This is a genomic window from Bacillus sp. A260 (assembly GCF_009861435.1).
GTDB classification, from domain to species: domain Bacteria; phylum Bacillota; class Bacilli; order Bacillales; family Bacillaceae_G; genus Bacillus_A; species Bacillus_A cereus.
This window is the reverse complement of record NZ_CP046398.1, coordinates 3,365,090-3,377,804: the sequence shown is the minus strand read 5'-3', so window position 1 is coordinate 3,377,804 and position 12,715 is coordinate 3,365,090. Positions and strand designations below refer to the sequence as shown.

Genomic DNA, 12,715 nt, shown 5'->3' with positions numbered 1-12,715 from the left:
GTGAAACCGATACAGGTAGAAAGAGAAATCTTTCGTTATGAACAAGGAGCATTTAAACATATAGAGGACAGCATTGTAACAGAGTTTCCTGTCACCATTAAAATGAACGGACAGGAGTTTGTTACAATGGTTAGTACTCCAGAATATATAGAAGATATGGTAATAGGCTTCTTGGCGTCTGAAGGAATCATTCGGAAGTATGAAGACATTGATAGTGTATGGGTGCAGGAGAAAGAAGGATTTGTGCATATAACAACGACAAAAGTAAATCCGTATTATGAACAAATGCAAAATAAACGCTATATTACGTCTTGTTGTGGTATGAGTAGGCAAGGGTTTGTTTTTGCAAATGATGCACTAAGTGCAAAAAAAATGAAGGGTGTCCATGTACAGGTTGCTGCCGATGATTGTTTTCGGTTAATGAAAGAAATGCAGCAATCTGCGGATACGTTTCATCGTACTGGTGGGGTTCATAATGCAGCTTTATGTGATGTTAATGGTATTATTTTAAGCCGAATGGATATTGGTAGGCATAATGCACTAGACAAAATTTACGGTTATTGTTTAAGAAACGATATTTCTATAAAAGATAAAATCATTGTTTTTAGTGGTCGTATTTCTTCGGAAATATTATTGAAAGTTGCAAAAATCGGTTGTGAAATTATACTATCAAAATCAGCTCCAACTGAGTTAGCTTTGCAACTAGCGGAAGATTTAGGTATTACGACAATAGGATTTATTCGTAATCACTCCTTAAATGTATATACCCATCCAGAACGTGTTTTAAATATAAAATAAAAGTGAGGCAATGAAGATGAAATCAGTTACATTAGACAAGTTGCAACGTCCGTTAAAGGATTTACGTATTTCAGTTACTGATCGCTGTAATTTTCGCTGCCGATATTGTATGCCAGAAGAAATATTTGGTCCTGATTACTCGTTTTTGTCTAATGATAAAATTTTATCTTTTGATGAAATTGAAAGGATAACACGTATTTTCGTTTCTTTAGGTGTGAGAAAATTACGGATTACAGGCGGAGAACCGTTACTTCGAAGAGGGCTTCCAAAGCTTATTGAGCGCCTTAATAAAATTGATGGTGTAGAAGATATCGGTTTAACAACCAATGGATCGTTACTTAAAAAGTTTGCTCCTGATTTATATAAGGCGGGACTATCACGTGTAACAGTTAGCTTAGATTCCTTAGAAGAAGAGCGGTTTTTCTATTTAAATGGTAATAGGAGCAAAGTGCAAAGGGTTCTGGAAGGAATACAGGCTGCAGCTGAAGTTGGAATGAAAATTAAAATAAACATGGTCGTTCAAAAGGGAAAAAACGAACAGGACATTTTGCAGATGGCGCAATATTTTAAGGAAAATAAGCATATTCTTCGTTTTATTGAGTATATGGATGTTGGAAATTATAATGGTTGGGATTTAAAAGAGGTCGTCTCTAAACAAGAAATAGTAGATACGATTCATCAAGTTATGCCGTTAGAACGGATAGAAGCAAATTATTCTGGTGAAGTGGCTACTAGGTATCGTTATATAGGAAGCGATGAGGAAATAGGTATTATTTCATCAGTAACAGATTCTTTTTGCTCATCATGTACGAGAGCTCGTATTTCTGCAGAAGGAAAATTATATACTTGCTTATTTGCTTCTAAAGGAAATGATTTAAGAGAATTGCTTCGTTCTGAACATACAGATGAGGACATTACAGATGTAGTACGCGATATATGGAATAATAGGGAAGATCGTTATTCAGATGAACGCTTAAATCATACAAATAAGAAAACAATACCTAAAATTGAAATGTCACATATCGGTGGTTAATATATATAGCTAGCGTCATAGTGAAAAATGGAAAATTTACAAGAGTTGTGGATTTTCTATTTTATAGTAAAAGTGATGATTGATATCTCTGTAAAAGATGTGCAGAGAAATTAAGCAGCATTCAAAAACCTTTATTTTGAGGAGGTTTTTTGAAGCTGCTTTTTTATTTGGAGAAAATGGAGGAATGGGTAATGGCATTTCATAAGCCGGAACAAATTGCTGAGCTTGTCATTGAGGCCGGTGTTCAAAAAGTAAGACAGACATTGCCAGCGATGCTTATTCTCGGTTTTTTAGGAGGAGCGTTTATTGCGATAGGTTTTTTACTTAACATTCGAGTTTTAGGGAATTTACCTGAGCGCTGGGGAAGTCTAGTGAATGTTTTAGGAGGAGCAGTATTTCCTGTTGGACTCATGCTCGTAGTATTAGCAGGAGGAGAATTAATTACGGGAAATATGATGTCACTGTCTATGGCGCTTTATGCAAAGAAAATTACATTGATAAGTGTACTGAATAACTGGGTTTGGATTACTCTCATGAACTTTATTGGGGCAATTTTCGTTGCGTATTGCTTTGGACATCTTGGCGGATTAACAGAGGGAGAGTATTTAAATAAAACGGTAGCGATAGCGGAAGGGAAGTTACATGAATCATTTGGGAGAACTTTGATTTTAGCAATTGGTTGTAATTGGCTCGTTTGTCTTGCTCTTTGGCTCGCTTACGGGACGAGTGATTTTGTCGGGAAAATCATCGGAATTTGGATTCCAATTATGGCATTTGTAGTGATTGGATTTCAGCAAGTAGTAGCAAATATGTTTGTCATTTCCGCTGTTATTTTTGCTGGTCATCTAACGTGGATGGATCTGGCTAAAAATTTTGTTCCTGTTTTTATCGGAAATGTAATTGGAGGAGCTGGGTTTGTTGGTTTTGCTTACTTTGCTTGTTATCAGAAACAACATTCTAATATGAAATAGAGTTCTTGAGAGGAAGGGTATGTAATGGCTGATCGGTATTCACGACAACAGTTGTTCAAACCAATTGGGAGTAAAGGACAAGAAAAAATTCGAAATAAACATGTGTTAATTGTAGGGGCAGGCGCATTAGGAAGTGCAAGTGCCGAAAGTTTCGTACGTGCAGGTGTTGGTAAGTTGACGATTATCGATCGTGACTACGTTGAATGGGGTAATTTACAAAGGCAACAATTGTACTCTGAACAAGATGCGAGAGAGAAAATGCCGAAAGCAATTGCTGCAAAAAATCGGCTAGAACAAATTAATTCGGAAGTACAAATACATGCTTTCGTAATGGATGCAACTTCAGAAAATATGGAAGGTCTATTAAAAAATGTAGATGTAATCATTGATGCAACAGATAATTTTGATATTCGATTTGTAATAAATGATTTATCACAAAAACATAATATTCCGTGGGTATATGGTTCTTGCGTTGGATCATATGGTATGAGTTATATAATTATTCCGCAAGAGACACCGTGTTTACATTGTATGCTGAAAAATATCCCTGTTACAGGTGTGACGTGTGATACTGCTGGGATTATTAGCCCGACTGTTCAAATCGTCGCAGCATATCAAGTGGCAGAAGCGCTCAAAATTTTAGTGGAAGATTTCTCAGCAATTAGAAAAACATTTTTCATGTTTGATATATGGAGTAATCAAAATCATTTTATAAAATTAGGGAAAATAAAAACAGACGCTTGTCTCTCATGCGGTTTGAATCGAACTTATCCTTATTTATCATACGAAAATCAAACGAAAGCAGCTGTTTTATGCGGAAGAAATACAGTTCAAATTAGAACAGTAGACAATAGGAAATACAATTTTGATGATATAGAAAAAGTATTAAAAAAACTGGGAAAAGTAGATCGGAATCCGTATTTACTATCTTGCCAATTCGATGATTACCGCATCGTTTTTTTTCGGGATGGTCGTGTTTTTATTCATGGTACAAATGATATTTCGAAAGCGAAACAACTATATTATCGCGTATTCGGTTAATAGAGAGGATGTCAACAATGGAAAGAAGAGTGCCAATTACGGTTGAAGAAGCTGTTCGTAAAGTGATGGGATTTGCTGATAAGGGCTTAAAGGAGCTATTACCAATTGAATTAGCTTATGGACGTATATTAGCAGAGGATTTAGTAGCTGACCATGATGTACCGTCATTTAATCGTTCGCCGTATGACGGATTTGCTATTCGAGCAGAAGATACTAATTTAGCAAGTTATGAAACGCCAATTGTATTTGAAGTAGTGGGTGAAATTGGTGCAGGATCGCTATTCCATGAGAAAGTAGGTCCATTTCAAGCAGTTCGAATTATGACAGGAGCACAAATTCCGAATGGGTGTGATGCGGTTGTTATGTTAGAGCTGACTCGTCAATATGAGAAGAATGGCAACAATTATATGGAAGTGAAGCGATCATTCAAAACGGGCGACAATATTTCTTTTCAAGGTGAAGATGCTCGTAAAGGAACAGTTCTTGCAAAGAAGGGATCGTACATTAATCCAGGTATTTCAGCTCTTCTTGCTACATTCGGTTATAGTGAAGTACCAGTTGCGAGAAAGCCTGTAATTGGACTGTTAGCGACTGGGAGTGAATTACTGGATGTCAATGATTCATTACAGCCAGGGAAAATCCGAAACAGTAATACGTACATGATATTGTCTCAAATTCGAAGAGCGGGCGGAAGAGTAAAATATTTTGGGAAGTTTAGTGATGATTTTAATACGTGTTTTACAGCTGTGAAAGAAGCGCTTGGCCAAGTAGATATGTTAATTACAACGGGCGGTGTATCAGTAGGAGATTATGATTATTTACCAGCTATTTACGAAAAGTTAGGTGCATCTGTTCTTTTTAATAAAGTTGCAATGCGACCAGGAAGTGTTACGACTGTAGCACAATTAAATGGCAAGTTATTATTTGGTTTATCAGGGAATCCATCAGCTTGTTACGTAGGGTTTGAATTATTCGTAAGACCGTGTATTCGGACGTATATGTTTAGTGAAAAAGTACATTTAAAAAGAGAAAAAGCGTTATTAGGAGAAGATTTTCTAAAACCGAATCCATTTACAAGATTTGTACGAGCAAAATTGCAATATGATGAGGGGAAATTAATCGCTTATCCATCAGGGTTTGATAAATCTAGCTCAGTTTCTTCATTGGCAGAATCCAACGCGTTTATCGTATTGCCGGGCGGGACAAGAGGATATAAAAAAGATATGTTTGTCGATGTTCTTTTATTAGAAGATAACGAAGGTAGTGAATGGCCTTGGACATTTCATAAAGTGAGAGGTGGTTTTAATGGGACAAGTGCTATTTGAGATTGTAGATAAACCGATTTTAGTTGAAGAAGTAACGAATAAAGTCGCAAGAAGGGAAGCAGGTGCGATTACAACATTTATTGGTACGGTGAGAGAATTAACAAAAGGAAAACGAACGCTACATTTAGAGTATGAAGCATATAAACCGATGGCAGTAAAACAACTTATGAGAATTGGTGAAGAAATTAGTGAAAGATGGCTGGATGCAAAAGTAGCAATTACGCACCGTGTAGGGCGGCTAGAAATAATGGATATTGCGGTAGTCATTGCAGTTTCATCACCGCATCGTAAAGTAGCTTATGAAGCGAATGAGTACGCGATTGAACGTATAAAACGAATCGTTCCAATTTGGAAAAAAGAATTTTGGGAAGATGGAACGATGTGGGTTGGAGATCAACTTGAAAACACACCTTATCCAGAAGGAAAACCAAAGAAGGAAGAATGAAAAAATGATTACAATTTTACTGTTTGCAAATTTGCGTGAGGAAGTTGGATCGGATCGATTAGTAATTTCAGAAAAGCAAGAAATGACAGTGCAGCAATTAAAAGAATGGCTCAAAGCCAGCTATTGTTTAAAATCGCTGGATAAAGTGATGGTGGCTGTTAATGAAGAGTTTGTAATAAATGAAGAGATGATAAAAGCCGGAGATATAGTCGCATTAATCCCACCCGTTAGCGGGGGATAATAAGCTTTTTCACCAGATGAAGTGCCAAGAAAATGTTGTATATAAATTAGAATAAGAGAAGGGATGAGTTCTATGCTTACTCAAGAACAAATAATGAATGCATTAAAACATGTAGAGGATCCAGAGTTACACAAAAGTGTTGTAGAATTAAATATGGTTAGAAATATACAAATGAACGGAACAGAGGTTAAACTTGAAGTAGTACTAACAATCCAAGGTTGTCCGTTAAAAGCAAAAATTCAACAAGATATTGAAGAATCGCTTCACGCAATTGGTGCCTCTAAAGTGGAGGTAACATTTGGTTCTATGACACAAGAAGAACGTGCAGCTTTAACAGAGAAGTTAAAGCGAAATACTAGAACAGAAACTGGTATGCCGAGCATGCTTCGCCCGGATTCAGGAGTACGTTTTATTACTGTAACGAGCGGAAAAGGCGGAGTTGGAAAATCAACGGTGACAATTAATCTTGCAACTGCACTAGCTCGTATGGGCAAAAAAGTGGGGATATTAGATGCAGATATATATGGTTTTAGTATTCCAGCTATGATGGAAACGAATAAGAAACCAACGATGATTGATCAAACGGCAATTCCAGTCATTAGTCACGGTGTTAAAATCATGTCGATGGGATTCTTTACAGAAGGAAATAACCCAGTGATGTGGCGCGGACCGATGCTAAATAAATGGATTCAAAATTTCCTTGCGAATACGCACTGGGGAGAATTAGATTATTTATTACTTGATTTACCACCAGGTACAGGAGATGTTGCGATTGATGTTGCAGCGATGATTCCGCAAGCGAAAGAAATAATTGTTACAACTCCGCACAATATAGCTTCATTCGTTGCTTCAAGAGTTGGTGTAATGGCAAAACATACGAAGCATGAGATTTTAGGTATTGTGGAAAATATGGCTTATTATGAAGAAGAAGATGGATCGAAAAATTATCTCTTCGGAAAAGGCGGCGGCGAAATGCTTGCAGAACAATTGCAAACAGAAGTAATTGCCAAAATACCTTTTGCGAAACGTGAAGAAAATAATGGTTCATCTGTATATGATGAAGATTCTCTTGTTGGAGAAGTGTTTACATCGTTAGCTGAGGATATTATTTATAGAGGATAGAGGGGGAAGTTTAGTATGGTATGTAACATTGATCATTCTATTGAAGATGTGATGAATAAGCTTGAAAGTCAAAAGAATTTTTTACCTGAAGGGATCTTTAAAGAGTTAAAGAGTTTTTTGCAAGGTATTCATTCACAGAAATTATTAAATGATGTTTTTCACCTCCTAAAAAAGTATGATTTAGTCAGTGAGGAAGAACGAGAGACGAGAAACGCACAATTGTTGTACATTTTGAATTAAGTACTCTTTGGCTTTAGAATTTTTTCAGAAGGGGTGAATGTGATGGATATGAAAAAGATGATTGAAACGATAGAAGTAACTAGAGTGACTGACGAGGAATTATCGATTTCGAATTTACATCCAAAGCTTGTGAAGTTGTATAGTCAAAAAGATAGTGCAGAGTATACGAAGCTATTAAAATATATTTTATCATTATCCGTACAGCTGAAGCTGAATCTTGTATTGAAATATTTTGGTGTACGTCACATTGTTGCTGCAGACGAGCGGGTGCAATTTCAAGAGATATTTAAATGCTTAGCTAAGAAAGATGAGAATGGGGAATGGTTTCTAAATTTTGTTTCTTTATATGTAGGGCTAATTGTAGTTCTTCGTTTTGATGAGAAAGTGATTGAGAGCAATTTTTTTGATGATATGGTAGTGGATGAATGTAATGAAATATAAGATTCTACTCATAACATTTTTCTATATTAAATGCTTTAACTGCGATTTTAGTTGGTTATGTAAATATGAAGGTAACTAATTAAGAAAAAGGAATGAAACTAGTTGGATAAAAAGAGTTCTTCAGTTGTTTCCGTCGTTTTTTCGTGTTACTATTAATCGAATTTTTCATAAGGAGAGAAAGCGATGAAATGGATTTATTTTCTTATTATTAACGTTATAGCTTTTAGCCTTATGGGGCTTGATAAACGAAAAGCAAAGAAGAAACAGTGGAGAACGCCAGAAAGTACGTTGTTTTTATCGGCGGCAGCTGGAGGAGCAGTTGGAGCTTGGATCGGCATGTATATGTTTCATCATAAAACTCATAAAAAGAAATTTGTTTTCGGCATACCGTTACTTGTTGTAATAACGGTATGTTTATTATTCGTTGTATGAGAAATGTCGAAAGAAATGCAGATTGATTATTGGTAAAGTGAGCATGTGAGACCGTATAATGGAGAAAAAATGAGAAGAGGAGAAAAAGGAAGATGGGGAGTCAATCAGCAGAGCAAAAAAAAGGGATACTATACGCGGCTGGTGCTTACACGATGTGGGGAATCCTACCGATTTATTGGAAATGGGTTGAGGAAGTTCCAGCAGATGAAATATTAGCACACCGCATCGTTTGGGCATTTGTTTTTATGTTACTCGTATTAGGTGTTACGAAGAGGTTTCGTCAGTTTATTGGGGAATTTGTGAATCTTTTTAAACGACCTAAATTATTAATGTCATTAACAATAGCTTCAGTCTTGATTAGCGGAAACTGGTTTGTTTACATATGGGCCGTTAATCATAATCATGTTATTGAAGCGAGTCTTGGCTATTATATTAATCCGCTTATTAGTATTTTACTTGGTACAGTCGTTTTAAAGGAAAAGTTAAACTTCTGGCAATATGTTGCAGTTGGTTTAGCTGGAGTGGGGGTTATCATTTTAACAGTGCGTTTCGGATCTATTCCGTGGGTTTCTCTTTCACTTGCCTTTTCATTTGGATTATACGGATTAACGAAAAAACTGTTAAACTATGATGCTACAATTGGACTTACGATGGAAACGATGTTAGTGACACCGCTTGCAATCATTTACCTTGTTATGACAGGCGCCCATGGTTTCGGCTCATTTGGATCTATTTCAATGTTATCGACATTACTATTAATAGGAGCAGGTATTGTTACAGCTCTACCACTTTTTTATTTTGCAAAAGGAGCCCAACTTATTCCGCTTTATATGGTAGGTTTTTTACAATATATTGCACCAACAATTAGCTTAATTTTAGGTGTATTCGTATTTGGTGAACATTTCACATCTACTCATATGATTGCATTTTTCTGTATATGGGTTGCATTATTTGTATTCTCGGTAGCGAAGACTAAGTTTTTAGTGCAGAAACAACCGAAATTTATAAAAAATAAATCAGCAAAAGTATCATAATGCGTAGTATTTTCTACGCATTTTTCTTTATACTTATATTATATAGAATTTCCATTATAGTCAGTAAGGAGCTGAGAACATGGAAACAATTTTACATAATGATCCGCTTATGGCAGCTGTAATTTCATGGTTTTTAGCACAATTAACGAAAGTAGTCTTCAAATTAGTTAAAACAGGTGAATTTGATTTTGCAAAGTTTTTTGCTTCAGGTGGGATGCCAAGTTCTCATGCTTCAACAGTTACAGCGCTTGCTACAGGAGTTGGAGTAGTAGAAGGTGTGGAAAGCTCGATGTTTGCGGTTGCTACAATTTTTGCCATTATTGTTATGTATGATGCTTCAGGAGTAAGGCTTGCAGTAAGTAAACAAGCAAAAATATTGAATGACTTTTTTCACGGTAGAGAAACAGAATATAAGAAGTTAAATGAACTTGTTGGGCATACACCGTATGAAGTAGTAGTCGGTGCTTTATTAGGGATTATTGTCGGAGTAGGGTATTGTTTATGAGCAGAACATTTTATATGTTCTGCTTTTCTTTGTTTTTATACATATTCAGCTACCTTTTTGAATATCGTTATACGGATTTCGAAAGGGTGGGTGAGCAACTTGTTATTATATGAAAAAGTGCATGAAGAAATAGCGAGAAGAACAACTGCACTTCAAACAATGCAACGGCAAGATGGTACGTGGCGGTTTTGTTTTGAAGGAGCGCCACTAACAGATTGTCATATGATTTTTTTATTAAAATTATTAGGTAAAGATAAAGAGATAGAACCGTTTGTAAAAAGATTAGCATCACTCCAAACAAATGAAGGAACATGGAAATTGTATGAAGATGAAGTGGGTGGTAATTTATCTGCTACAATTCAATCTTATGCTGCCTTACTTGCATCGGAAAAATATACAAAAGAAGATGTGAATATGAAGCGAGCGGAAATGTTTATAAATGAGCGCGGTGGGGTAGCGCGTGCTCATTTTATGACGAAGTTTTTATTAGCGATTCATGGAGAATATGAATATCCTTCTCTCTTTCATTTGCCAACACCAATTATGTTTCTGCAGAATGATTCCCCTCTCAGTATTTTTGAACTGAGTAGCTCAGCACGTATTCATTTAATTCCGATGATGTTGTGTTTAAATAAAAGATTTCGAGTAGGGAAAAAGTTATTGCCAAATTTAAATCACATTGCAGGCGGGGGCGGAGAATGGTTTCGGGAGGATCGGTCTCCAGTTTTTCAAACGTTAGTAAGTGACGTGAAGAAAATTATAACGTATCCACTTTCTTTGCATCATAAAGGATATGAGGAAGTAGAACGTTTTATGAAAGAGCGTATTGATGAAAATGGAACATTATATAGCTACGCAACTGCCTCGTTTTATATGATTTATGCTTTACTTGCATTAGGACATTCTATTCAATCACCAATTATTCAAAAAGCTATAACGGGAATCACATCTTATATATGGAAGATGGAGAGAGGGAGCCATTTGCAAAACTCTCCATCAACTGTATGGGATACAGCTTTACTCAGTTATGCTTTGCAAGAAGCTCAAGTTCCGAAAGCAAGTAAAGTGATTCACAATGCATCAGCATATTTACTAAGAAAACAGCAAACGAAGAAAGTAGATTGGAGTGTACATGCACCGGATCTCTTCCCGGGTGGTTGGGGCTTTTCGGATGTGAATACGACGATTCCAGATGTTGATGATACAACTGCTGCGTTAAGAGCATTGGCGCGAAGTAGAGGGAACGAAAATGTAGACACTGCTTGGAAGCGAGCGGTTAATTGGGTTAAAGGATTGCAAAATAATGATGGTGGTTGGGGGGCTTTTGAAAAAGGGGTAACGAGCCATATATTAGCAAATTTACCAATCGAAAATGCAAGTGATATGATTACAGATCCTTCTACACCAGATATTACAGGAAGAGTATTAGAATTTTTCGGAACGTATACGCAAAATGAATTGCCCGAGAAACAAAAACAAAGTGCGATAAATTGGTTAATGAATGTACAAGAGGAAAATGGATCGTGGTATGGGAAATGGGGAATTTGTTATATATATGGTACGTGGGCAGTGTTGACTGGTTTACGGTCACTAGGAATACCATCTAGCGATCCATCAGTGAAACGAGCAGCTTTATGGCTTGAACATATACAGCATGAAGATGGTGGCTGGGGAGAATCTTGCCAAAGTAGTGTGGAAAAAAGATTTGTTACTTTGCCATTTAGTACACCATCCCAAACAGCATGGGCGTTAGATGCCCTCATTTCTTACTATGATAAAGAAACGCCAGTCATTCGAAAAGGTATTTCATATTTGCTCTCCAACTCTTATATAAATGAAAAATATCCTACTGGAACAGGTTTACCAGGTGGGTTTTATATTCGTTATCATAGTTATGCTCATATATATCCATTGCTTACTTTGGCTCATTATGCAAAAAAATATAGAAAATAAACCGAGAGATGTCTCTCGGTTTATTTTGTTGGGTAGTAGGTCCCTTTTGAAAAGAATAAGGTTGTGATGTACCTTATTTTTCGGTTGATTGGCGCTTTTGACGTGCATCAGCGGCATTTGCACGTGCGTTTGCTTCTAAGTCATTGTGGTCAGCGAGTTCGCGAGAGAACTCAACATCAATGCCATCAGTTGCTTTGCTTTGTTTGAAATTCTTTTTGTTCATTCGACACAATCTCCTTGCGTTTATGCGACGTTGCAAAGTTAGTTTGACACAAATAGACTTTTTTATACAAAGAGGAATTGGAAAGCAAGGAGCCGAAATATACAGTATAAGTAATAGAAATGGGGGATAGGAATGGAGTTTTTAAATGGGAAAACAGCTGTTGTAACAGGAGCTGCACAGGGAATTGGAAAAGAGATTGCAAGGGTTTATGCAAAACTAGGGGCGAAAGTATTAATTAGCGATGTAAATGAAGAAAATCTACAAAAAACGACACGTGAGTTATCAGATGAAGGATATGAAGTGTGCTCATATCGATGTGATGTGAGTAATCAAAATGAAGCAAAGTCGTTAATTGAATATGCGGTTCAAAAATTTGGTACATTACATATTTTGGTGAATAATGCTGGAATTACAAGAGACGCAATGTTACATAAAATGGAGAAGTCTGCTTGGGAACAAGTATTACAAGTGAACTTAACTGGAGTTTTTTATTGTATGCAACCCGCGCTTCTTTACATGAGACAACAAGGGTATGGACGCATTATTAATATATCTTCAATTAGTAGAGAAGGAAACATAGGTCAAGCAAATTATGCGGCTACAAAGGCAGGAGTTGTAGGATTAACGAAAACAGCAGCGAAAGAAGTTGGAAGTTTCGGTATTACTTGTAATGCGATTTGTCCGGGGTTTATGGATACAGATATGACCAAAACGATACCAGATAAAGTGAAAGAAAAGATGGTTGGCGCTATTCCAGTTGGTAGAATTGGAACGCCAGAAGATATTGCGAACGCAGCAGCCTTTTTAGCATCAGAATACGCATCTTATATTACAGGTGAAGTATTAAATGTGAGCGGAGGACTGCAAGTTTAAAGGAATACATAATGAACAGAACCTGACCAGGTAGGTCA

At 36.5% G+C, this 12,715-nt stretch carries 16 protein-coding genes; 15 read left to right on the top strand and 1 reads right to left on the bottom strand.

The features are described from left to right. From fdhD to GD442_RS16860, 14 genes are all read left to right on the top strand, one after another. Positions 1 to 798, top strand: a complete 798-nt coding sequence (gene fdhD / locus GD442_RS16925; RefSeq protein WP_000802683.1) for a formate dehydrogenase accessory sulfurtransferase FdhD — start codon at positions 1 to 3, stop codon at positions 796 to 798. 16 nt (positions 799 to 814) lie between these two features. After that, a complete protein-coding gene (gene moaA / locus GD442_RS16920; RefSeq protein WP_000844124.1) occupies positions 815 to 1,831 on the top strand; it encodes a GTP 3',8-cyclase MoaA in 1,017 nt (338 codons plus the stop codon). 191 nt (positions 1,832 to 2,022) lie between these two features. Beyond that, complete coding sequence (locus tag GD442_RS16915) at positions 2,023 to 2,802, top strand: formate channel (protein ID WP_000863998.1); 780 nt, start codon at positions 2,023 to 2,025, stop codon at positions 2,800 to 2,802. Between the two features lie 24 nt (positions 2,803 to 2,826). Beyond that, positions 2,827 to 3,843: a molybdopterin-synthase adenylyltransferase MoeB gene (locus GD442_RS16910; RefSeq protein WP_000785255.1), complete on the top strand. Its 1,017-nt coding sequence runs from the start codon at positions 2,827 to 2,829 to the stop codon at positions 3,841 to 3,843. Between the two features lie 17 nt (positions 3,844 to 3,860). Beyond that, positions 3,861 to 5,168 (top strand): molybdopterin molybdotransferase MoeA, encoded by a 1,308-nt coding sequence (locus GD442_RS16905; protein WP_000442200.1) that lies wholly within the window; start codon positions 3,861 to 3,863, stop codon positions 5,166 to 5,168. Further along, positions 5,149 to 5,613: a molybdopterin synthase catalytic subunit MoaE gene (gene moaE / locus GD442_RS16900; RefSeq protein ID WP_000531881.1), complete on the top strand. Its 465-nt coding sequence runs from the start codon at positions 5,149 to 5,151 to the stop codon at positions 5,611 to 5,613. Before GD442_RS16905 ends, moaE begins: the two co-directional genes overlap by 20 nt. Before the next feature lie 4 nt (positions 5,614 to 5,617). After that, positions 5,618 to 5,854 (top strand): molybdopterin converting factor subunit 1, encoded by a 237-nt coding sequence (gene moaD / locus GD442_RS16895; protein ID WP_000628498.1) that lies wholly within the window; start codon positions 5,618 to 5,620, stop codon positions 5,852 to 5,854. A gap of 72 nt (positions 5,855 to 5,926) precedes the next feature. After that, positions 5,927 to 6,976, top strand: a complete 1,050-nt coding sequence (locus tag GD442_RS16890) for a P-loop NTPase (RefSeq protein ID WP_000957507.1) — start codon at positions 5,927 to 5,929, stop codon at positions 6,974 to 6,976. A 15-nt stretch (positions 6,977 to 6,991) separates the two neighbouring features. Further along, complete coding sequence (locus tag GD442_RS16885) at positions 6,992 to 7,216, top strand: hypothetical protein (protein WP_000227056.1); 225 nt, start codon at positions 6,992 to 6,994, stop codon at positions 7,214 to 7,216. Positions 7,217 to 7,258: 42 nt separating this feature from the next. Next, the gene (locus tag GD442_RS16880; RefSeq protein WP_000367296.1) at positions 7,259 to 7,657 is read left to right on the top strand and encodes a hypothetical protein; all 399 of its coding nucleotides are present in this window, start codon (positions 7,259 to 7,261) and stop codon (positions 7,655 to 7,657) included. A 183-nt stretch (positions 7,658 to 7,840) separates the two neighbouring features. Further along, positions 7,841 to 8,089 carry a DUF1294 domain-containing protein gene (locus GD442_RS16875; RefSeq protein WP_000871349.1) on the top strand — a complete coding sequence of 83 codons (249 nt, stop codon included), beginning with the start codon at positions 7,841 to 7,843 and terminating at the stop codon, positions 8,087 to 8,089. A gap of 92 nt (positions 8,090 to 8,181) precedes the next feature. Next, entirely contained in the window at positions 8,182 to 9,123 is a 942-nt protein-coding gene (gene rarD / locus GD442_RS16870) for an EamA family transporter RarD (protein WP_000535539.1), read from the top strand. Positions 9,124 to 9,202: 79 nt separating this feature from the next. Further along, positions 9,203 to 9,628: a divergent PAP2 family protein gene (locus tag GD442_RS16865; RefSeq protein WP_000447820.1), complete on the top strand. Its 426-nt coding sequence runs from the start codon at positions 9,203 to 9,205 to the stop codon at positions 9,626 to 9,628. A 99-nt stretch (positions 9,629 to 9,727) separates the two neighbouring features. Then, entirely contained in the window at positions 9,728 to 11,581 is a 1,854-nt protein-coding gene (locus GD442_RS16860; protein ID WP_000928146.1) for a terpene cyclase/mutase family protein, read from the top strand. 73 nt (positions 11,582 to 11,654) lie between these two features. On the opposite strand, the gene GD442_RS16855 is transcribed toward GD442_RS16860, so the two are convergent. Further along, complete coding sequence (locus tag GD442_RS16855) at positions 11,655 to 11,804, bottom strand: YfhD family protein (protein WP_001035815.1); 150 nt, start codon at positions 11,802 to 11,804, stop codon at positions 11,655 to 11,657. 132 nt (positions 11,805 to 11,936) lie between these two features. Between GD442_RS16855 and fabG the strand changes: the two genes are divergently transcribed. Continuing rightward, entirely contained in the window at positions 11,937 to 12,677 is a 741-nt protein-coding gene (gene fabG / locus GD442_RS16850) for a 3-oxoacyl-ACP reductase FabG (protein ID WP_000395038.1), read from the top strand. Positions 12,678 to 12,715: the final 38 nt, after the last annotated feature.